At 38.8% G+C, this 22729-nt stretch carries 22 protein-coding genes and 1 pseudogene; all 23 read right to left on the bottom strand.

The window, feature by feature from the left end; genetic code table 11:
• Positions 1-142 precede the first annotated feature (142 nt).
• Positions 143-343, bottom strand: coding sequence for a hypothetical protein (locus tag LJC66_RS12105; protein WP_050688889.1), 201 nt, complete (start codon positions 341-343; stop codon positions 143-145).
• Between the two features lie 142 nt (positions 344-485).
• Entirely contained in the window at positions 486-944 is a 459-nt protein-coding gene (locus LJC66_RS12100; RefSeq protein WP_230932634.1) for a cell wall hydrolase, read from the bottom strand.
• Positions 945-1133: 189 nt separating this feature from the next.
• Complete coding sequence (locus LJC66_RS12095; RefSeq protein ID WP_230932633.1) at positions 1134-2435, bottom strand: valine--pyruvate transaminase; 1302 nt, start codon at positions 2433-2435, stop codon at positions 1134-1136.
• A gap of 15 nt (positions 2436-2450) precedes the next feature.
• Positions 2451-3686 (bottom strand): DUF6421 family protein, encoded by a 1236-nt coding sequence (locus LJC66_RS12090; protein ID WP_230932632.1) that lies wholly within the window; start codon positions 3684-3686, stop codon positions 2451-2453.
• A 27-nt stretch (positions 3687-3713) separates the two neighbouring features.
• On the bottom strand, positions 3714-4652 hold the full coding sequence (locus LJC66_RS12085) for a DMT family transporter (protein ID WP_098790652.1): 939 nt from the start codon (positions 4650-4652) through the stop codon (positions 3714-3716).
• Positions 4653-4683: 31 nt separating this feature from the next.
• Positions 4684-5244, bottom strand: coding sequence for a hypothetical protein (locus LJC66_RS12080; protein WP_028413322.1), 561 nt, complete (start codon positions 5242-5244; stop codon positions 4684-4686).
• A gap of 15 nt (positions 5245-5259) precedes the next feature.
• Positions 5260-6522 carry an ATP-grasp domain-containing protein gene (locus tag LJC66_RS12075; RefSeq protein WP_230932631.1) on the bottom strand — a complete coding sequence of 421 codons (1263 nt, stop codon included), beginning with the start codon at positions 6520-6522 and terminating at the stop codon, positions 5260-5262.
• Between the two features lie 370 nt (positions 6523-6892).
• Positions 6893-8098: an MFS transporter gene (locus LJC66_RS12070; RefSeq protein WP_230932630.1), complete on the bottom strand. Its 1206-nt coding sequence runs from the start codon at positions 8096-8098 to the stop codon at positions 6893-6895.
• 181 nt (positions 8099-8279) lie between these two features.
• The gene (locus tag LJC66_RS12065) at positions 8280-9452 is read right to left on the bottom strand and encodes an iron-containing alcohol dehydrogenase (protein WP_230932629.1); all 1173 of its coding nucleotides are present in this window, start codon (positions 9450-9452) and stop codon (positions 8280-8282) included.
• A gap of 190 nt (positions 9453-9642) precedes the next feature.
• Positions 9643-9798 (bottom strand): annotated as a pseudogene (locus LJC66_RS12060) (GNAT family N-acetyltransferase); the annotation flags it as partial.
• Between the two features lie 15 nt (positions 9799-9813).
• Positions 9814-10104 carry a hypothetical protein gene (locus LJC66_RS12055; protein ID WP_230932627.1) on the bottom strand — a complete coding sequence of 97 codons (291 nt, stop codon included), beginning with the start codon at positions 10102-10104 and terminating at the stop codon, positions 9814-9816.
• A 39-nt stretch (positions 10105-10143) separates the two neighbouring features.
• A complete protein-coding gene (locus LJC66_RS12050; RefSeq protein ID WP_195693901.1) occupies positions 10144-10401 on the bottom strand; it encodes a SunI/YnzG family protein in 258 nt (85 codons plus the stop codon).
• Between the two features lie 43 nt (positions 10402-10444).
• The gene (locus tag LJC66_RS12045) at positions 10445-11167 is read right to left on the bottom strand and encodes an MBL fold metallo-hydrolase (RefSeq protein WP_230932626.1); all 723 of its coding nucleotides are present in this window, start codon (positions 11165-11167) and stop codon (positions 10445-10447) included.
• 238 nt (positions 11168-11405) lie between these two features.
• On the bottom strand, positions 11406-12887 hold the full coding sequence (locus tag LJC66_RS12040) for an amino acid permease (protein WP_195693905.1): 1482 nt from the start codon (positions 12885-12887) through the stop codon (positions 11406-11408).
• Between the two features lie 101 nt (positions 12888-12988).
• Positions 12989-13267, bottom strand: coding sequence for a YokU family protein (locus tag LJC66_RS12035; protein ID WP_195693907.1), 279 nt, complete (start codon positions 13265-13267; stop codon positions 12989-12991).
• 2 nt (positions 13268-13269) lie between these two features.
• Positions 13270-14679, bottom strand: a complete 1410-nt coding sequence (gene kamA / locus LJC66_RS12030) for a lysine 2,3-aminomutase (RefSeq protein ID WP_098626453.1) — start codon at positions 14677-14679, stop codon at positions 13270-13272.
• 42 nt (positions 14680-14721) lie between these two features.
• Positions 14722-15201: a GNAT family N-acetyltransferase gene (locus tag LJC66_RS12025; protein WP_014460080.1), complete on the bottom strand. Its 480-nt coding sequence runs from the start codon at positions 15199-15201 to the stop codon at positions 14722-14724.
• Positions 15189-16709 carry a M81 family metallopeptidase gene (locus LJC66_RS12020; protein WP_221779980.1) on the bottom strand — a complete coding sequence of 507 codons (1521 nt, stop codon included), beginning with the start codon at positions 16707-16709 and terminating at the stop codon, positions 15189-15191. Before LJC66_RS12020 ends, LJC66_RS12025 begins: the two co-directional genes overlap by 13 nt.
• A 29-nt stretch (positions 16710-16738) precedes the next feature.
• Entirely contained in the window at positions 16739-18196 is a 1458-nt protein-coding gene (locus LJC66_RS12015) for an aldehyde dehydrogenase family protein (protein ID WP_209369224.1), read from the bottom strand.
• A 28-nt stretch (positions 18197-18224) separates the two neighbouring features.
• Positions 18225-19520 (bottom strand): aminotransferase class III-fold pyridoxal phosphate-dependent enzyme, encoded by a 1296-nt coding sequence (locus LJC66_RS12010; RefSeq protein WP_195693911.1) that lies wholly within the window; start codon positions 19518-19520, stop codon positions 18225-18227.
• Positions 19504-20889 carry an aminotransferase family protein gene (locus LJC66_RS12005; protein ID WP_230932625.1) on the bottom strand — a complete coding sequence of 462 codons (1386 nt, stop codon included), beginning with the start codon at positions 20887-20889 and terminating at the stop codon, positions 19504-19506. Before LJC66_RS12005 ends, LJC66_RS12010 begins: the two co-directional genes overlap by 17 nt.
• Positions 20877-22067, bottom strand: coding sequence for a thiolase family protein (locus LJC66_RS12000; protein WP_230932624.1), 1191 nt, complete (start codon positions 22065-22067; stop codon positions 20877-20879). Before LJC66_RS12000 ends, LJC66_RS12005 begins: the two co-directional genes overlap by 13 nt.
• Positions 22067-22729, bottom strand: coding sequence for a 3-oxoacid CoA-transferase subunit B (locus tag LJC66_RS11995; protein WP_195693917.1), 663 nt, complete (start codon positions 22727-22729; stop codon positions 22067-22069). The genes LJC66_RS12000 and LJC66_RS11995 overlap by 1 nt, the downstream gene beginning before the upstream one ends.

The following is a 22729-nucleotide window of genomic DNA, read 5'->3' as shown; positions in this document are numbered from 1 at the left end:
CAAATTTTCTGTATTGATAAACTATGTAAAAAGCACTTTTTTTAGAAGAACGGAGTACGGTTCATGTCTTTTTATACCCAAACGAAAAAAGACTTGGAGGATTTCTCTAAGTCTTTCATAGCTCGTTTCAATACGATATTCCTTATTTTTTGTATGCTTTTAGCTGCTGATTTCGTTTATAGGTGCCAATGATACTAGGTATACCTACAATTATACTTATCATAAAACTCCACATCATGTAGCGCCAATCCCCTGTAAAAAGCGCTACTCCCATAAAAAAAACGAGCTGACCAGCAAGAGCTAACCATGAAGCTATCCAAGCAAACATCATATTCTCTTTCACGTTATCACCTCATATTTTTAATTATGAATGACTTTTTATATTTTACCATGAAATTCTAATTTTAAAGGTTGTTCTACTGTTTATTTTATGTACATAACTAAAAAAGCTAATAGCAGCGCGCAGCTAGCCATTAGCTTTTTTATTATTTTGCAAATACATGATTTCCTATTTTAATTGTTTCTTGTTTTTGGCGCAGCCATTGATCTCCCGTTTTATCAGGATTAAAGAAGAATAATGAACCTTTCCCTTGACCTTGGAAGTTAATTGCTTCTTCTACAGCTTTTTTTGAATCTTTGTCTGCAGGTTTATTAACTTGACCGTTGCTCACCGGACTATACTGACCTTTTTGATAAATAACGCCTTTTACAGTGTCCGGGAATTTGCTGCTGTCGACTCTATTTAATACAACTGTCGCCACGGCTACTTTGCCTGCATAAGGCTCTCCTTTGGCTTCGGCTGATACGAGACGAGCTAATAATTCTTTATCATTTTTATTTACTTGAACGTGCTGTTCATGAGCGGGCGCTGCAGCAAATGCTGAGTAACCTGCACCAAAACTTGGGATAAGCATCGCTATAGCGATTACTAGTTTCTTTATCATAAAAATAAAAAGCCTCCTTGCTATTTCTTGACGTGGTTCATATGCTAGCAGAAATATAGGAGTCTTTCATTGCAAAAAATTATCCAATTCCCAAAGAAATTGGATGTTATTGTCTTCTTTAAACAATCTTTAGCTTATAAAGAATCCTTTATGATTACGTATGAGTTGCACTGCTAAATCTTAAAGAAATTATATTTTTTCTGTTTGAAATATAAAGTTTGAACTGTATATTTCCTTAACTACTGAAGAAAGAATATCAATTCCTTTCTTTAACTCCTCATCTGTAGCAGTAAGACTTATACGAATACACTCCCGGTTGTGAGAAGAAGATTGGCTGCCGTGAAAGAATGAGCCGCCTGGTACTACAATCAAGTTTTCTGCTTTTAATTTATTGTATAGATCGCTATCACTGAAAGGCAAACCTTCTAACCAAAGCCAACCAAATAACGAACCTTCCGCTTTGTGCAAATACCAAGGAATATCATCCGGCATACGTGTAGTTAAAAGATTTTTTAAATAGTCATGTTTTTGTTTATAATGAGTTCTTATATAGTTAGCTGAAATTCCGGCTAACTGCCCGCTCTTTAAGGTGCTAGTCACCATTCGCTGACCTAACCTAGAAGAGTGAATCAAAATATTTGATTGAAATGCTTCCATTACTTTTATGAACTCACTTTTTCCTATAGCAATTCCTATTCTCTCTCCAGGCAATCCGGCTTTAGAAAGACTCATGCAGTGAATGATATTATCATGTATGATTGGATCCATTTCAACAAAGTTCATAGCCGGAAAAGGAGGTGCGTACGCTGAATCAATTAGCAATGGAATGTTATAGTCCTTGCATACTTGGGATATAAAGTGTACGACTTCTTTTGAAAGAATGTTGCCGCTTGGATTATTAGGTCTTGATAATACGACAGCTCCGATGTCTGGGTCCTGAGCTATTTTATCTTTAAATGCCTGTTTGTTAAATTCATAGCGAAACGTATGACGATCAAGCTTTGAAAGGATAGGAGGAATTCCCTCTATTACACCTTCCTCGAGCGCGATTCCACTATACCCAGCGTAATCTGGCAGCATAGGTATTAATGCTTTTTTTACTCTTTCTTCTTTACTTGTACCGCAAAACGAATTTAAAGCTAAAAAAAAGAGATTTTGACTTCCCGACGTGATCAAGACTTGTTCTCTGTCCAGTTTAATACGATAATTCGTAAAGAAGTATTCTCTTATGCAATCAATTAATTCATGCGTACCGTAACTAGAACCATATTGGCTAATCAAATTTTTTAATTGTTTTTCGTTCACAATATCTCTTAAAGCTTCTTCCCACATTTCATAAACTTGAGGGAGGATGGCGGGGTTGCCAGCACTTAAATTCACATATTGATTGAGGTTGGAATTGAGCACTTCTTGGATGTCATGCATAATAGCGCGAACGCCTACTTTATTAGTCATTTTGTTTCCGATTTTACTTAAATGCAAAGCATTCATTAGTGCATCTTCTCCTTAGAGATTATGGTCATCGAATAGTAAGTATGGAACTTCAATCTTTTTATTTTGCTGATTAATAAAGTACTTGTTCGGAATAGTAAATTTATCACCATTCTCACTAGGCAATAAGTATTTTCGAACATAATGTTCAGCTTTTTCTTTATAGTCAGAGTCACTTTGAACCGTTTCAAGTTCTTCAATTTCTTTTACTAAAAGATCCAGTTCTTTTAAGCATATGTCTAAATCTAAATAAGCATGGTCTCCTTTTCGGGATATTGAATGCCCATTTGCAACTAGCCAGCTAAAAAGAAAAAATCCTGTTCCAGAATCAAAGTTTCGGGGTGCATTATGCTGAATAGGGTATCTTAAAAGTCGTTCAAAGAGAACAAATTCTGTTATCTCTTCCCAAAAAGGATATTTTCTTTTATGAAGAGTCAGCACCGTCTGACAGTCTACTTTAACTTCTTCCAGTATGCCTGCAAAAAAATTCATTTTTGCCTGTATATGCTGGTCAAAAGGTTTATTTCCGCAGTGATGGTAATAATCATGTAGATATCCCCAGATTACCCTTGCCTGATAGGTGTCTTCTCTATTCATAGTATGAGATTTAAAGTTAAAATCAGGAAAGATAGAATACGCTCTTTTTAATGTATCATCATTGTATATGCTGTGAAATTTATTAAAGAAAAATATCGCGAAGTTTTGACTTGTTACCTTTTCTTTTGTTTTTACATTCTCAGGGAAAAATACAATACACTTCCCTTCCATAAATCCTTGAGTACCAGCCAACAGCTTTAAAGATTCACATCCATTTTTAGGATGAGGAAGGTCTGCTTCAATGGAGTTCATGATTTCGGGTTCATCACGAACGGCGATAAAGGCTTCTAAATAAAACCCTCTTTTTGTAGGGCCATTAGGCGTTACAATCGGTCCTAAAAAGAACGTCGCCTCTCCGTTTGCAGGCGGGCTATAAGCAATTAACGTTTGATCAAAATAAGGAGCTTGATCGAGTCCTCTTTCAATCCAATCACATACGTCATTTTTTAATGCATTCCACACTTCAGGTAAATTTAAAGAGTCATATATTGTTTCAGTTTCAGCAACTACTTTTAATAAGAGCTCTCTAGCTTTTTCGTAATTTCTTTTGACCTCTCCATTTGGGCCCTGATATTTTCTTATCTCATATAGAGCAGGTACTATTTTATCGTTTAATAACTCCACTAAACTTTGAGTATGATTTTTTGTTAACATGATTAAAACACTCCTTTTTTAGAACAGCTACTTAGCAGAAATATTTTTAGATGATGTAAGAGTAGAGTTATTTGTGTTTTTCTCTATTTGCTTTTTCAAGTTAATAAATATAACCCCTGCTATTACAAACGCTGTACCTATATAGACCTGTTTGTTTAATGTTTCACCTAAAAAGACAAATCCTACATATAAGGCGATAACCGGTGAAATAAATAAATGCGCCGTTGCTTTTGATATATGCCATTTTTTTAATAAATAAATATTAATAGAAAACCCTACGACCGACCCTATAATGGCCAAGTATAATAATGAGATAAGGCTAATCCCGGAGAAAGTGCGATTTCCATTTTCCACAAATAAACTAACAATCAGTAAACAAGCGCCTCCACTTAGCATCGAAAAAGAATTAAAGGTCATAATAGGCAAGGATTTTATGCGAGATTGAACTTGAACAGTTATAAAAGCTGAACCTAGCATAGCCATTAAAATGACGATCATGGCTACTATTTGAATCACATTTCCCTGTATAAACAGCTGATTTCCAAATACAACGCTCATACCAATTAAGCACATGACTACACCTAGCTTTTGTCCTTTTGTAGCTGGTGTTCCTTTAAATAAGCGATTAAATAAAAGAGCAAACACTGAAATGCTGGCAGCTAAAACGGAAACAAGCCCGCTTGGCAAATAGACGGATGCCCAATAAACAGAACCAAACGGTAGAGCAAAGTACAAAATTCCGTTTAATGCTGAAATGATTACTACTTCTTTTGAAACGGCCATTTTTTTTGTGAGTAAGAGGTAGAGGGCAATTATTAAACTAGCAATTAAAAACCTCATACCTGCTGACCATAGAGGCAAGCTATCTTTTAATCCAGTCTTTTGAAAAGCCCATGTCGTTCCACCGATGACGGCTAATAGACAGAACAAAAGATGGACATGAATACGGGTTAATTTAGAAATCACTGTTTCACCTTATTTCTTTTTAAAGTTAAGCCTATTTTCTTCCGTGGAGCGTAAAACACATCGGCACTTCTCCAAAATCTTTTACAACTGTTAACCCCTGCTCGTTAGCGGCTTTACTTGTTGTAATACATGCGTCTACCTTTCCTTCTAAGCAATCAATCGCCGCTTGAGCATTACTATTTACTAACTGAACATTAGGACTGATGGAATGAGCTAAATCAACAGGGGCAGGATGTGAAGCAATTAACAGGTTGTTGTTTGTTATCACCTCTTCTTTTGAGGCAAGCACCATGTTATACGTCGGCATAATAAAGCTATCTACTAGCTCTAAACTAGTTAAATTTTTGAACACAATATCATGTAAGTAAGGATATACTGCGCAGCCTAGAAGAGCCGAACTCTCTGTTTCTTTCACATGAACTAAAGCTTCTTCCAACGTTTGATGCAAAAAGACCTGACCTTGTATGCTTTGGCGTTCGAACCACAGATAGCCTGCTTTTTCACAATTTGTTCCTTCAGGCCCTAAGGTATGGATAATGCTAATTTTTTGAAGCTGCTGATTTTTCTTACTAGACGACTCTGCAACTATCATAGCCTTTGATACCCCCTATGCGTTTACTTTATTTTTATAAACGATTTTTACTTTGTTATCTAAATAGCTGTAATACTGCTCACAGTCGGAATAAGAGTCATGAGTGGTTAAAATAAATCCAGGGTACCCTGAAAAGTGCGGATATGGTAAAATGTCTGTCCCTTTAGTTATAAATTGAATAACTCTTTTTACTTCAGTATCTCTACGCACGTCTTCTAAGCCTCGAATTTCTTTAAAAATTCCATGGCCTTGCACAGGGATAATGTAGTTGCCCACCACTTTCTTTCGTTTTCTTTCATTTTTTTTTACAGAAGGTTTTACTCCTAATACATAGTAAAAAACTAGCTCCATATAGTTAATACCTGTACTTTCCTTTACGATATAGTGAGAAATCCCAGATCCTCCAATGCGCGCTCCTATTTCAATCACATAAGGTTTTCCCGCTGGGTCCAGGCGTAATTCAATATGAGCCGGGCCATTCTCAATTCCTAAAGCATTTGCTGCTCTAGCTGCTTCTTGTGCAATAGATTGCCAAACGTTTTCTTCTAGCTGAGCTGGAGCTATATAAACACCTTCTTCAAAGAAAGGTCCTTTGGAATTTCCTTTATAACCTATAGAAAGTACATAAATTTCTCCTTCTGCAGAAAACGTCTCAATAGCAAACTCTGGTCCGTCTATAAATTGTTCAATTACCATGCTCGTTTTATTTTTTGTGAATTTGCTTAGGTCTTCTTCATTTACGCGTCTCACTTTTTCTATGCTGTCAATCAGTTCTTTTTTATTATTCGCTCGTGATACACCTTGACTGGAAAATCCGTTAGAAGGTTTTACTACGACAGGATAAGGCATTGAAAGATTCGTTAATTCCTCCGTATTTTCAACCTCTTTAAAATACGGAGTGTTAAGATCATTATCTTTTAAAACATCTCTCATCTTCTGTTTGTTGCGACAGTTACTAATCACAAACGGTGATAAGCCCGGTAAGTTTAACTCTTCTGTCAACTGAGATACAAACTCTAATGCAGGCTCATATAATGTCATAATGCCGTCAAAAGGATTTTTGTGATGCTCTGCTTTAATCATCTCAAGAGCTTTGTCTGGGGTGTGAAATAAATCAATGGGTATGAAATTTTGTACGTTTTTAAGATGCTTAGGTTCTACTTCTTCTTGGTTATAAAAAAACGTCACGTTAATTCCGAGAGCTTCTGCTTCTTCAAAAATAAACGGTAAATATGTATTTTGTAACACAACTGCTAGATGCTTATTTTGTAACGGCATTTACTTCCCCCCTACTTTTAAACAGCTCTTCACTGTTCGATGACTAAATTCTAATAACCGCTTCATATATTTGTCAATTTAATTTTATATAACATTAGGAATATATAGAATATTTGATATATTAGTAAAAAGTAAAGAAAAGAATGGTTTATAGGGTTAATACTAAAGCGAAATTAAAAGCAGGAATTTTGCTATTTGATTATAAAGATATTGTTAGAAAAAATTTAATGAGAATTTTTCTAAAAAAAAGAAAGGTCGACATAGATTCAACCTTTCTTTTTTATATTTTTTATTAAAATAGATATTAACCATTTATAAAGTTACATCTTTTTCAGCCATCTCATTTAGTATTTTTTTTTTAACGTAGCATTTATTTCATAGGCTGCAAATGATTATTAGCTTTTTGTTTGGCATCACGCTGAACGAAAAAAATGATGCAAAGCGCCAGAAGATATAAACATGCAAAAGCTGTTATGTACCAAAGTGCTGATGTGATTCCGCTTACATCCATAGTAAAGCCAATAAGTGCAGGGAAAACAGCTCCTCCAAGCCCTGAAAAACCAGTAATTAAACTTGTTACAATACGAGCAGATCCAGTAAACGTATGGTTAGCATATACCATCGTTATCGAATAGATACCTGACATTGCAAGCCCTAAAAACCCTAATAAAATATAGCCTGCTACTGCTTCTTTTAACACAATAAACAGCACTAAACTCACAATTGTTCCTCCAATGCTGCCAAAAAGATAACGTTCGTATGTAACGATTCGAATAATCCATCCAGTAGCCACTCGTCCTATTAGCATAGCCACCCAAAAAACGCTTATGCTCAAAGTAGCCTGTGACGGAATTACATCTAGATACGCGATAAAAATAGACGAAAGAAAATTATTCATACTGCTTTCTACTCCGGCGTACATAAAAATCATTACACTAAAAAGAGCAAGTATTTTCCATCTTTGATTTTTAGCAAGCACAGGGGGAGGTTCTGAGTTGGCGTCTGAAGCATCGCTTTCTGAAGTTAAAACAGTCTCTTTTTTAAAAGGAATCATTTTACAGACCACAACCATTAGTAAAGCTAGTACACTCGTTATAAAAAATGAAAACCTCCAGCTGTTCTGTGAAATCAATAAGCTAGCTACTAACGGCATCAACAGCGCACCTAGACCAAATGATACTTCTAAATAGCTCATAACAATAGCTCTTCTACCAATAAATACTTCCATCATTAAAGTAGCTACAACTACTTCCAATGCGGCTACACCAATACCGTTTAAAAAATTGAATGCGATAATCCACTCAAATGGAGGCAATAAAAGCATACCTATTTGTGATAGCGCTATCATTAGTGCGGAAACTGTCAGTAAATTCATTTCTTTGAAGCGTCCTAATAGAAAAGAGGATAGCGGAACTCCTATCAAAAATCCTAAAGAACCTAATAATACAAGCTGTCCGCCAACCGTATAGGACACATGATAATGTGTTAACAATTGCGGTAAGACGGACCCTACGGCTGTAATGACTAATCCGCCCAGCAAATAAAGCGCATATGAAGCTAGCGCAAACTTTTTCATCTTCCCACTCCCTTAAATTCTCTAAAACTTTCTTTCTGTACTTAATTATAAAGCTTTTCCTTTAGTTGTTAACTGAAATTTGAGAAAAAAACCATTCTTCCTCCTCTACTTAATTTCCAGTCATTTATAGGATAAAACAAAAAGAAGAAGACAGATGTCTCCTTCTTTTTTGCTTTTCACTTTACAGTGACGCTTTTAAAATAGCTAAAATATCATCTTTATTTAGTTTTTTAAAGTTACCGAAACCTCCGTACTCCATTTCGCGAGCAGCAATTCCAGCAATTTCGTCTAGTCGCTCTTCTCCGATATCGTAATTTGCTAAGCGAGAAGGTGCACCAAGACTCGACCAAAAAGCGCTTAGTTTATCGATTCCTTCTAATGCAATTTCTTTGTCGCTTTTACCTGCAGTTTCAATATCGAACATGCTTGTCATTACACGTTTCATACGAGTAACATCTTGATCTACAACGTGTCGCATCCAATTTGGGAATAGGATTGCTAAACCGCCTGCATGAGGAATGTCATATACCGCTGATACCGCGTGTTCAATTGTATGTGAAGCCCAATCGCCAAAGTAGCCCATTTGAAGTGTTCCGTTTAGCGCGATTGTTCCGGAATATAAAATCGTTTCGCGGTGCTCGTAGCTTTGCAGATCTTCTAGTAATTTTGGTGCTGTTTCAATTACTGTTTGTAATACAGAATAGCACATACGATCTTGTAAAGGCGTGTTTTTCACGTTATGGAAATATTGTTCAAATACATGACTCATCATGTCTACCATGCCGTAGATAGTTTGATCTCTAGGAACAGACATCGTGTTCACAGGATCTAATATAGAAAATACAGGATGCGTAACGGCGCTTCCCCAAACGTATTTTTCATTTGTTTCCCAATTCGTAATAACAGAATCAGGATTCATTTCAGAACCTGTTGCTGCCAATGTTAATACTGTTCCGAACGGCAGTGCTTTTGTAGCCGTTACTTTTTTGTTAATAATATCCCAGACGTCTCCTTCATATTCAGCTCCGGCAGCGATTGCTTTTGTGCAGTCAATAACGCTTCCTCCACCGACTGCTAACATGAAGTCAATGTTTTCATGTCGGCAAATTTTAATTCCTTTTCGTACCGTAGATAGTCGAGGATTTGGCTCTACGCCCGCTAACTCATGTATATTTACGTTTAACTCTTTTAACAGCGTAAGAACTTGATCGTATAAACCGTTTTTCTTAATGCTTCCTCCGCCGTAAACAAGCAAAATATTTTTTCCGTATTTCGGGAGCTCTTCTGATAATGCTTGAAGCTGATCTTTTCCGAAGATTAATTTTGTGGGATTATGATAAATGAAATTTTCCATACTATCTGTATACCTCCTAGTTGAATATAAAGTAAGTTGTCGCATTACGCGAACAAGAATGTAAGTATAAATGTAAAACAAAAATTTTTCAAGAGTTAAGTTCTCAGATCGCGTACTTTATTTTATTGAGTGACTAAAATGAAGAAAATGGCTTCTTAGATATAAAAAAGAGAGCAAGTAAATGCTCTCTTTAAAGTTCTTTATAAGCCATTTTTCTATACATAACAAATCCTTCTTTTTCGTAAAAGCTCTCGGCAATCGTATTGTCGCGCCAGTAATCTAACTCAATTGTAGTGATCTCTTTTTCACGAGCAATGCTATAAATTTCTTTCATTAAACTCGAACCAAACCCTTTGTTTTTCTAAGGTTCTGCAATATTTATTTGATGAACATAAATTGACTTGTAAGTCTTTTTAAACACTGTCTCTGAATACTGCTTTATTTCCAGCCAAGCGAATCCCACATGCTGTCCTTCGTCTTCTCCTAAAAGAAAGACAAATCTATCGTCTTTCATCACTTTCTTAAAAAATTCATGTACCTGATAAAAATCATATGTTTGAAAGCGCTCGGGGTATAATTCTACATGCAGTTGATGAACAGACTGATTAAGCTTGGCAATTGTATCAGTATCGAAAGTACGGCTAATCTTCAATTTTTTCTCTCCTATATATCTCGTATTTAGTAATGGTCATTATGAATTTATTTCGTTTAATATAGCCGGTGCGTTTGAGGTAAATAACAGATAGTTTTTATTGGTCGTTTTTATAAAGATGCGGTCAGTCGTTCCGTACGGAGGGCCAATTCGAATGGCGCTTACTTCTTTGCCTCCGTACGTGTCATCTTCCATTACTTCAAGAATGTCTTCTAACGGAATCGTAAAGTGTGAAAGCTGCCATTTTATAATGAGATTATCATTTATTTTTCGGACACTGATAGTTGGTGTAAACATTTTATACATCCCCTTCCCCTTAACTTTCTCCCTGTGAAATGTGTTATTTTATCCTTAAAATTGCTTCTTTCGGACAGCCTTGAAAATACCCTCCATGGTAACAAATAACATGCTCAATGTCGTAGTGTAAGAATTTTTCCAGTGAGTGAACTGCTTGGTCCATATTTAAGGTCGTTTGTTTAACAGGTCCCATTAGTTGTTCATTTGCAAATACTAAAGCATCTCCAGCAACCAGTGTTTTTGATTTTCTTAAATAAAAGCTTACATGCCCAGGCGTATGTCCGGGAGTGAAAATAACTTCAATGCCTCCGCAGTATGGAAGCAGTTGATCTTTTTTGAATAATGTATCTACCTCAACTTTTGGGGGATTTTTATATAAATATTTTATTTCGTCAGGTATAGCTGCTAGTTCTTCGTTACTCATTCGACTCGCATTCGTTTTAATAAGCGGAAGTTTCCCTTCAATATACGGCTTATCAAATTCATGAGCATGTACGATGATATTTTCATTTGATTTTTTTCGTATATCAGTCGCACATCCTATATGATCTAGATCTTGGTGTGTTAGAAGAATTGCTTTTAGCTGTTCAATAGATATATTCAATTCACTCAAGGCCTCTTTCAGTTGATCGGTTTGCCCAGGCATTCCTGTATCAATTAGAACAGCTTCATCGTTATTCCAAACTAACGTAGGATTTAATATTATATCTTGGTCAAAAGCTCTGGCAGTCAACTGTAGCATTTCAACACCTGTAGAAATTCTCATTGCACTCCCCTTTTCTTATTAAAGTAAAAAGATTTTCAACCTCCACAATCGCTTAGCATGCAGTGGTATTCTTGAATTTTATCAATAAACAAAATAAAAACCAGACTGGAAAAAAATCACTTTTTATGCTATAATATCTATAAAATAAAGCTTACTATGATAGATTTTTATAAATAAAAAGGTGAACCTCGTTGTCCGAGGTTCACCTTTTTTGCTTATCGTTAGCCGTATAGCTTTTTTATTTCTTATCTTCTCTTTGGATACACGCATGCAAAGGTACAACCTTGGTTTTCTTTGCTATTTTATATCCCCACCACGTCGCTAAAAAGAGAGGCAGACCGATGTATGAGACCGTCAAGCCGTACCAATCAATTTTGTCGGAAAGTACCGCTTGATAATTCTGTCCTAGAATAACGATGAGGCACATTCCAAATGCAAGAACAGGACCTAGAGGAAACCATTTTGCTTTATACGCCAGTTCATTTATATCCCGTCCTGAAGCAACATATGCTTTTCGGAAACGATAGTGGCTGATGGCAATACCAATCCACGCAATAAATCCGCTCATGCCTGAAGCGTTTAAAAGCCACATATACATTTGATCACCAAAAATTGATGTTAAAAAGGCAAGACCGCCAATGATAGTGGTTAAAACAAGCGCGTTTACTGGAATTCCTCGACGATTAATTTTTCGAAGCGCTTTAGGCGCTTGCCCTTCATTGGCCATGGACCATAACATTCGCGTAGAAGCATATAAGCCAGAAGTTCCGGCTGATAAAACCGAGGTAAGAATAACAGCATTCATCACTGAAGCAGCTGCAGCAATTCCTGCTTTTTCGAAAACAAGCGTAAATGGACTAACAGCAATGTTATCCACATCTCCTCCTAGAAGAGATGGACTTGTGTAAGGAATGATAAGCCCGATTACAGCAATGGCTGCAATATAAAATAGAAGAATGCGCCAAAAGACTTGGCGAATGGCTTTTGGGATATTTTTTTGAGGGTTTTCACTTTCCCCCGCCGCAATGCCGACTAGCTCTGTACCTTGAAAAGAAAATCCCGCGATAAAGAAAATGCTTAGTACGGACAGAAATCCGCCGTTGACCGGCGCTTCTTCTAATGTAAAGTTTTTAAAACCGATATATTCACCGCCGAAAATACCAAAGATGGTCAGAAGGCCCACTCCGATAAACACGATGATGGTTACTACTTTTACGAGAGCAAACCAATATTCAGATTCTCCATAGCTTTTTACAGATAGGAAATTAAGTAAAAAAATTAAGCCTAAAAACAAAGCGCTCCAGATAATACTTGGCACATCAGGGAACCAAAACTTCATAATAATAGCAGAAGCAGCTATTTCTACAGCGAGCGTAACAGCCCAGTTAAACCAGTAGTTCCAGCCGAGCGCAAAGCCGAGAGCTGGGTCTACATAGTGACTGGCGTACGTTGAAAAAGAACCTGATACCGGCATAAACGTGGCCATTTCTCCAAGACTAGTCATGAGAAAGTAAACCATAATTCCAATAGCCCCGTAAGCAATCAGCGCTCCTCCAGGTCCAGCAGTTTGGATGGATGATCCGGTAGCTAGAAATAAGCCCGTTCCGATTGACCCTCCAATGGCAATCATGGTCATATGACGCGCTTTTAAATGGCGTTTTACATGCTTATCGTCCTGTTTTTTTTCTTCTTCATTACGATTTATATCGACCGCTTCCATACTTATCCCACCTTTATAAATGAACTATGCGCACATGTTTAACGTAAAGCGTATGAGAATATCCATCTCCCACAAAAAGTAGGAGATGGATCCTTCATTGCTTACTTTGAAAAATCAAAGTAGTTTCGTTTTAATAGACGAGGCAGGCTCATAAGCTGTTCGTACGTTACACTTTTTTCTAAGGCAGAGGTGTTGATTAAAAACAGTTGATCTTCAATGTGTCCAACCGTTGTATCTGTTTGATACGTAATTCCGCATTCTGAACATGTAATGGAAGGCGTCTCTTTAATTTCTATAGCTTTTGTGCCGTCAGGAAGCTCCCAATAAACCGTTGCATCCGTCTCTTTCGCTTCATAGGATTCGCACCATTGACATTTCAATATTATTCCTCCTTCGCTCCCGCCGTTTCGTATTTTTTCATTTGCGTTTCAAATTTTTTCTCTTTTAATTGATCGCGCTTTTCACGCTTGTCTTTTAAAGAGCTATGCTCTGGATTTTGGTCATACGTTTTCCGGCGGTCAAGACGGTTTAGACCTTCCGGTGTTAAGTTGAACTTTGTATCATCAATAATCGAAAGAACACCGTTGCTTTCAAATTTTTCAAATACTTCAGGATATACTTTTTTATAAAATTCTTCTGCGCTTCCACTTTGGTAATTTTGCGGCTCTGGATAAGATGTAATAACACCTTCAAAGTTTCGAAGCACCACTTTATTGGAGCTTTGAGAAATAATATAGTTTGGCTGCAGCGGAATTTTACCTCCTCCTCCAGGAGCATCCACGATAAATGTAGGAACTGCATAGCCGGACGTATGGCCTCGAAGTCCTTCCATAATTTCTAGCCCTTTGCTGATTGGCGCACGGAAATGACCGATTCCTTCTGATAAATCACATTGATAAATGTAGTAAGGACGCACGCGAATCTTTACTAAATCATGCATAAGCTGCTTCATGATTGGCACGCTGTCATTAATTCCGGCTAAAATAACCGCTTGGTTTCCGACTGGAACTCCTGCGTTCGAAAGCATTTCACAAGCACGCTTTGATTCTTCTGTAATTTCAATTGATGTGTTAAAATGCGTATTTAGCCAAACCGGATGATATTTCTTTAAGATATTGCACAGGTTTTCTGTAATGCGCTGCGGGAACACCACCGGTGCTCTTGTACCGATACGAATAATTTCTACGTGCGGAATATCGCGCAAATTTTTCAAAATATATTCTAAAATATTGTCATTGATTAATAGTCCGTCTCCTCCGGAAATTAATACATCACGGATTTGAGGGTTGGCTGCAATGTAATTAATAGCTGTATCCAGCTGTTTTTTTGGAACGCCCATGCCAATTTGTCCTGAAAAACGTCTTCTTGTACAGTAGCGGCAGTACATAGAGCATTGATTTGTAACTAAAAACAGCACGCGGTCGGGATAACGATGCGTTAAGCCAGGAACCGGTGAATCTTCATCTTCATGAAGCGGATCTTCTAAATCATACCGTGTTTTATGCAGTTCTTCTGAAATAGGAACGGACTGCATTCTGATTGGACATTTCGGATCGTTCTCATCCATTAACCATGCGTAATAAGGAGTGATATTTAACGGAATCGTTTTGGTTGCAATTTTTACGCCTTCTTCTTCTTGAGGTGTTAAATTTATGACTTTCTTTAAATCTTCCAATGTTTTAATTGTGTTTGTCAGCTGCCATACCCAGTCGTTCCACTGCTCGTCCGTTACATCTTTCCAAAGCTCGATTTCTTTCCAGTGTCTGCTTACTTTATATAATGTATTTTTCATTTTATATTCCCTCCAAAGTTCATTTTTTGAATAGATGTTCTACTAAGAAATTGACCGCACCATATAATAGCGATCTTCTCCTTCGCCAAACTCTCCTGATCGCGTTTCTTTAATCGTAAAGCCCATTTTTTTATACAGCTTCACAGCGCCTTCATTTTTCACATTCACAGTCAAACAAACGCTTTCAAAACTATCTTTTTGTAAAATCGAAAATATTTCTTCTAAGAACAGCTGTCCAATTCCGCTTCCTTGTTTATCAGAGCGGACGTAGAAACCAAAGATATAAGCTTTTGTGACATCTTTGTAATCTCGAAGCAGCTCGCAAATGGCAATTGGCCTTGCGTCATTTTCCTGGAAATATTGAATGAGCTTTCCATAGCGTGCTAAAGGTACAAGCGTCTGTTCATCAACGGCTCCCATGCCGGGAAACGCATCTTTTTCAAGTTCAATCATCATTTTTTGCTGCTCAGGATTTAACGATTCCGGCACTTCGATATAGTACTGCTCTTTTAATGCATCCATTTTTCTTTCCTCCTTTTTTCACTTTCATATTTTGCATCTTGCAGCGGCCATATTGGACTTGGAAGGTGCTGATAATTAAAGGTCGTTAAGCGGTTTGACGCTACGCCTGGCGCATCCACATAGATGATAGATCCTACAAGCGGTTCAAAAGCGGCTCTGAAATGATTTTTAGCTTTTAAACCAATGATTTTTTTCGTCGCTGGCTCAATGCCAATATGGCGAAAAAGTTCAGGATCATTGGCTGATACCGGCCTTCCAATCAGCAAAATATCCAATTCTCCTACTTGGATGTGAGCTGCACCTTTTACATTTACTTTTAAATGCTGATTAAACGGTCCTGAATTGTAAAACTCACCTTCCGACAAAGCAACGACCTTGGCCTCAACTTCAACGGGCTTTCCGAACTCAGGAGAAACTTTTCCTCCTAAGGAAAGAGAGACGTAATTCCCAGCTCCTGCTTGCACGCATTGTTTAATAGATTCAGGGTCATAAAGACCTCCAAACAGTGTCCTCGGCATATTTAGCTTCAGCATGTATTCCAAAAGCTCTGTTGTATCGCCGCTTCCGCAGCTTAAAGGATTGTCCGCTATATCAGCGAGCACTATTGGCTGTTCGTCTGATAGTTTTAACGCTGTTTGCAGACCCTCTTCAACGGTAGGCAAATCCACGATAAAATCTTCTTTTATACTCCAAAACTGAGAAGCTAGTCTCTTTGCTATTTTTTCTGCTGTTTCAGGATTCAAAGCTGTTACGAGCACGCTTGCTCCGGCAATTGAAATATCAGAATAAGGAAAGCCTCCAAAAATAGAAACATTGTATACGTCTTCTTCTTGCTCGGCTTGCTTAGCAAGGTCCATCATTTTTTTCATCGGCCCTTCTGCTGTTCGCATATTAATCGACGGCAAAAGCATAGGCATTTTTTTAAAAGATGCATAATAGATAACGCTTTCTTTTACTTGTGTTAAAAGCGCTCGCGCAGCGTTCACTCCTTGTTCGTACATATCAACATGAGGATATGTTTTAAACCCGAAATGAAGCGGCGTGTACGTAAGCATATCTTCACTGATATTTGCGTGCATATCGAGCGTAGTAGCAATGGGAACGTCGCTTCCTATGCAGCTTCTTATCTGACTTAACAAATGAGCTTCAGGATCGAAAAGATGCTCTACTACCATTGCGCCGTGCAAAGCGATTAATAAGCCATCTAGCGGGCCGGCGTGAGTAAGCGTATGCAACATTTGCTTTTCAATTGTGTAATAAGCTGCTGAAGATACAATCCCAGACGGAACTGCAGCTGCACAAACAAGGGGAACGATTTCTACTTGCTTCTCTTGCTTTAATACATCTAAAAATCCCCCTACTTCTGTTTTGGTTCCTGAGTATGCTTTATATATTTCCGTTCCAACAAAATAGCCTTCTTGTACAAAGTGTTCTATTTCTGTTTTTAATGGACTAAAGCTGTGAGATTCATGATAAAAAAAGGCAATGCCAATGCGATATGAAGACATGTGCTCCTCCTTTTCGCTAAGGTGCGAGATTAATAGTTGGTGTAGACAGACTTCCATTCTGTCATCACATCAAATGCATGATGAGAAACTTCCCTGTGGCCGTTGCCAGACATTTTCATTCCTCCGAATGCTACTCCCATTTCAGCATTAGATGTTCCGTTATTGATATAGACTAATCCGCTAACAGCGTCTTTTGCCGCTCGGCTGGCATAGTGCAAGCTGCTTGTATAAATAGAAGTGGAAAGCCCGTACATCGTTCCATTATTGACGCTCATTGCTTCTTCGTAGCCATCTACTTCAATAAAAGCAAGCACGGGACCAAAAATCTCCTCTTGAGCAATTGTGTGGTTCGAATGGACGTTATCAATAATTGTAGGCATGTAATAACAAGTTCCTAACTCTGATAAAGCATGACCTCCAAGCGCAATATTTCCGCCTTCTTCCACCGCTTTTTGTACGTAATTTTCTACTAAACGGCACTGCTGTTCATTAACAAGCGGTCCTATCACAACTCCTTGTTCAAGACCATTTCCAATCTTCATTTCTTTTGTAAGAGCTATTACTTTTTTCAAAAGCTCTTCTTTTACTGAACGCTCCACAATCACTCTGCTAGCTGCGGTACAGCGCTGCCCCGTTGTCGTAAATGCTGATTTAACAATTCCTTCTGCTGCTTTATCCAAATCGGCATCCTTTAACACAATAACAGCGTTTTTTCCTCCTAGCTCTAAAGAAATTCGTTTTAAGGTTTTGCTGCTCATTTCTGCTAACTGCTGACCAACTTCCGTAGAACCTGTAAATGATATGATTTTCACTTCAGAGTGCGTAGCAAGCTTTTGTCCAACAATTCTGCCCGATCCTGTAAGCAAGTTAATTGTTCCTTTTGGAAGCCCCGCAGCGTGCAATACTTCCATAAAAATCTTCGCTGAGAGCGCCACTTCTGAAGCCGGCTTCCAGACAACGGTATTGCCAGCGATTAAAGCGGCAAACATTTTATAAGAAGCGAGAGAAACAGGAAAGTTCCAAGGTGTAATACATGCCACAACTCCAAGCGGTTCGCGAACCATTTTTATATCTCGGTCAGGAAAGCCAGCGGGCACTATTTCGCCAAACAAACGTCTTCCTTCTCCAGCCATATACTGAGCTGTTGCAATGACGACACCAACTTCCCCTATGGATTCTGTCAGCGGTTTTCCCATCTCTTTTGTCATCACTTGAGCTAACTCTTCTTTTCTGTCTTCAAAAAGCTCAGCTGCTTTTGTTAAAAATGCTGCACGTTCAGGAATAGATGTATTTTTCCAGTGGCTGTAGGCTGTACTAGCCGCTTTTACCGCATCATCAACTTGACTAGCCGTAGCGGCTGCGCACGTTCCAACGAGCTCTTGTGTTGCAGGGTTTATACTTTCAAAATAGGTTTGCTCCTCTTCACTTACCCACTCGCCGTTAATATATAAATTTCCTTGTAACAGTTCGATTTTAGTCTGACTCATATTGTTACCCTCCTTTTCATTTAAAAAGCTAGTTAATTGAAACTGCCTCTGTGATGGCTTCTTCTAGTAAAGACAGTCCTTGATCCAGCACGTCTTTATCAATATTTAGCGGCAGCATTAAACGAATGGTTTGCCCTTTGACTCCACAGTTCATAATTAGCAGTCTTTTTTCCAGCGCTTTTGATTTAATAACAGGGACATAAGCAGCTGCTGTTTCAACATGAAATTCAATACCAATCATCATACCAATTCCTCTAACCTCTTTAATAGCCGGTAAATGTCCGATAGAATGCTGAAGGCGTTTAACAATATCAGCGCCTACTTTTTCACTGCGCTCTACAAGCTTTTCTTCTTCAATGATTGAAATATTAGCTAAAGCCGCTGCGCACGATACTGGATTTCCGCCAAAAGTAGAACCATGTCCAGCTGTTGGCCATTTCTCATGCAGTTCTCGGCTTGCTACAATGGCTCCTAAAGGCATGCCGCCGGAAAGAGCTTTTGCCAAAACTAAAATATCTGGTGTGACTCCAGCATGTTCTGCGGCAAACATTTTTCCAGTGCGCCCAAATCCCGTTTGCACTTCATCAAAAACAAGCAGAATGCCATAATCATTCGCTATGTCTCTCAGTGCACGTAAAAAGCTAGAAGGAGCAGGGTAATAGCCTCCTTCGCCCATGACTGGCTCAATTACAATCGCCGCTACGCGTGAAGGATCCACTCGCAGATCAAACAGCTTTTGCAGTTGATTTAAGCAATATGCTTCTGCATCTTCCTCGTCAACATTAGGAAGCTGACTTGGATAAGGATAAGGGACGTGATACACTTCTCCTAAAATCGGCTCGTAGTAGCTGCGGTATTTTGAGCTTGAAGCCGTAATAGCTGTAGCTCCTAATGTACGACCGTGAAAAGAACCTTCAAAAGCAATTATCGCTGGTCTGCCAGTGGCCGCTTTTGCTAATTTGAGCGCACCATCAATGGCTTCTGCGCCTGAGTTTGAAAAAAACACCGTGTCTAAGTTTCCAGGCGTAATTTGCGCAAGTTTTTCTGCCAAATTCACTGCTGTTTCGTAATAGCCGTAGTTTAAGCCTAGGTGAAGCAGCTGATCTGCTTGTTTTTTTATCGCTTCTACCATCTTTTCATGCGTATGACCCACTGCATTGACAGCTACTCCTGATACAAAATCAATATATTCCTTGCCATCAGCTGTCCAAAATTTCGCACCGTGCGCTTTTTCAACAACAAGCTCTGTTACTCTTGTCATCACCGGTGATAAATGTTTTTTTCCTTTGATTTGAAGCTCTTCTGTTTTATTTTGCACTTTCATATGACTCATCCTTTCTTATGTGCTGATAAAAAATAGAAAACGCATGATCTAGCAATCTTACTATTTCATCAACTTCTGATTTCGTTATATTTAAAGGAGGACTGATAATGATATGTTCTCCTTTATGTCCATCTATAGATCCGGACCCTGGATAAAAGACGCCTCCAAGCTCCATACAAATTTCATTGAGCTTTTCGCTGGCTGCTTCACGTGGCTCGAAAAATATCTGTTGATTGGCGTCTTTCATTAGTTCTAACCCAATTAAAAGTCCGCGGCCGCGAATATCTGAAATATAAGGATGCTTGCGCTGCAGAGCTACTAAACATTCCATTAAATACGCGCCTTGAGTTTCAACGTTTTGAAGGATATTCATTTCTTCATACATATCCAAAGCAGCAAGACCTGCCGCTATTGAAACAGGATGTCCACTGTACGTATAGCCATGAAGAAATTTCCCGCTGCTATTTTCTAACAGACCTTGAATCAGACGGTCATGCACGATCATTCCTCCTAAAGGAGCGTACCCAGCTGAAACTCCTTTACCAAACGTTAGGATATCGGGTTCGATGCCGAATTGTTCCACTGCAAAATCAGTTCCCGTTCTCCCGAAGCCTGTCATCACTTCATCAACAATCAAAAGAATGTCATAGCGGCTGCAAAGCTCACGTACTTTTTTGAAATAGTCAAGCGGAGGTACAACAGCTCCTTGCTGACTTCCTACGATGGGCTCTGCGATAAAAGCTGAAATATTTTCTGGACCAAGCTCTAAAATGGTGCGTTCAATATCGGTGATACAGCTCCAGTTTTGATTTGCCACGCAGTCTTCTTGATTGCGATTATACGGACAGCGATGACAATACGGCGAATAGACGTGCGCAAAATGTAAAAGGTTGGGTGTATAAGGATATCGTCTTTTTACATCTCCTCCAGCTGATAGTGCCCCTATCGTATTTCCATGATAAGACTGCCACCTTCCGATTACGATGTGTTTTTGCATCTTTCCGGCATCTCTGTGATATTGCCTTGCTAATTTTAATGCACTTTCATTAGCTTCTGATCCTCCTGATGTAAAATAGACTTTGTTTAAATGAGGCGGCGCCATTTTACCAATTTTTCCTGCAAGTTTATGCAAAACATTCGTTTCAAAACGCAATGTATGAACAAACGCCGCTTTTTTTGCCTGCTCCGCCATCGCCTCGGCTATTTGCGCAATGCCGTGCCCTAAGTTTGCCGCCACGGCCCCGGAGCAGCCGTCTAAATACTTTTTTCCTTGTTCATCTATTAAGTAGCTTCCTTCACCGTGCGTAATCATTGGATACTTTTTTGTTAAATCTCTATGAAAAACATAATCTTTTTTTATTTCGTCCATCTTTCCACCACCATCGCCATTCCTAATCCTCCTGCAACGCAAATAGTAGCCAGGCCGTATCGTCTTTTTTGCTTGTGAAGCTCATGACACAGAGTTGTGATAATTCTTGCCCCGGAGCATCCTAAAGGATGGCCAAGCGCAATCGCTCCTCCGTTTACATTCACTTTTTCTGATGTGATGTCCCATTCTCTTAAGCAAGCAATACTTTGAGCGGCAAATGCTTCGTTTAATTCAATCAAGTCCATATCACCTAAGCTTAAACCGACTCTATTTAAAGCAATTTGCGAAGCCGAAACGGGGCCAATTCCCATTTCCTTTGGAGAGACGCCCGCTGCGGCAAACGACACAATCTTTGCCATAGGCGTTAATCCGAGGTGCTCAGCTTTTTCTTCCGACATCAGCAGCAGCATCGAAGCGCCATCGTTTCTGCCGGATGAATTGCCGGCTGTCACCGTTCCATTTCTTTGAAAAACTGCATTAAGCGCACCAAGCTTTTCTTTGCTAGTAAGACGAGGAAATTCATCTGTTGCAAAATGCCTCATACCTTTTTTTCCTTCTTTTACAGCTACCGGGATAATTTCTTCTTCAAACAAATCAAGTTCTATAGCCCGCCTAGCTTTTTCCTGACTATAAAAAGCAAACTCATCTTGTTCCGTGCGGCTAATACTATATTTTTCAGCGAGCCATTCGGCCGTCTGTCCCATCGTAAACGTTCCGTATAATGTTTCAGGCTGTGATTTTGGCTGACTTTCTGTATTAGAGTCATAGAGTGTTAAATCACCAACGTGAAAACCAAAACGAGTGCCTACCGTATAGTGCGGTGCTTGAGACATGCTTTCCACTCCTCCGGCTAATACCACTTCGGCTTGACCTGATAAAACGGACATAGCTCCATTCATTACAGCCTGCATGCCTGATCCGCACTGGCGGTGCACGGTATAAGCTGGAATACGTTCAGAGAATTGAGCTTTCAGCCCGGCTACTCTCGCTATATTAGGAGCATGAGCGCTTTGTTTCGTCTGTCCGACAATGATTTCATCAACAATCTCTGACGTATATCCCGCTGAAGACAAATTGTTTTTCATCACAAGAGAGACTAGTTCTTCTGGAAGCGTATCTGCAAGCGAACCGCCAAACTTTCCAATAGGCGTTCGAAATGCATTTACAATCACTGCCATTATGCTGTCACCTCATTGTTTTTATTAAATAATTTAGAAACGCGAAAAGAAGCCTGCGTTTTTTGTTGCACTGTCTCTAAAGAAACACCCGGAGCTGTTTCAAGAAGTTCAAGACCATGTTCTGTTACCGAAAAGACAGCTAATTCTGTAATAATCATATCGACTCGTCGCTCTGAAGTAAGCGGATAGGTTAAATTCCTAACTACCTTGGACTCTCCTTGACTATTCGTATGAAGAGTAGTCACAATAACTTTTTTTGATCCTTCTAATAAATCCATTGCTCCTCCCACGCCAAGAACACTTTTCCCAGGAACAGCCCAGTTTGCAATTCGGCCTGTTTCATCTACTTGAAGCACTCCAAGAATCGATACATTCACATGGCCTCCGCGTATCATGGCAAAAGAATCAGCGCTGTTAAAAAATGAGGCACCTTCCAAAACCGTGACGGGCAGCTTTCCCGCATTCACAAGTTCTGGATCTATATAATCTTCTTCAGGAGTAGGGCCAACGCCAAGAATCCCGTTTTCTGAATGTAAAAACACGTGAACATCGGGTGAAATATAATTAGCAACTAAAGTAGGAATGCCGATTCCTAAGTTCACTACATCTCCGTGACAAAGCTCTTTTGCAGCACGCGCAGCAATATATTGTTTGACGTTCAT

It is taken from the genome of Priestia sp. TSO9 (assembly GCF_021029645.1).
Lineage (GTDB): Bacteria > Bacillota > Bacilli > Bacillales > Bacillaceae_H > Priestia > Priestia megaterium_E.
Note: the sequence above shows the minus strand (reverse complement) of the source record. Positions and strands in the feature narration are given on the sequence as shown.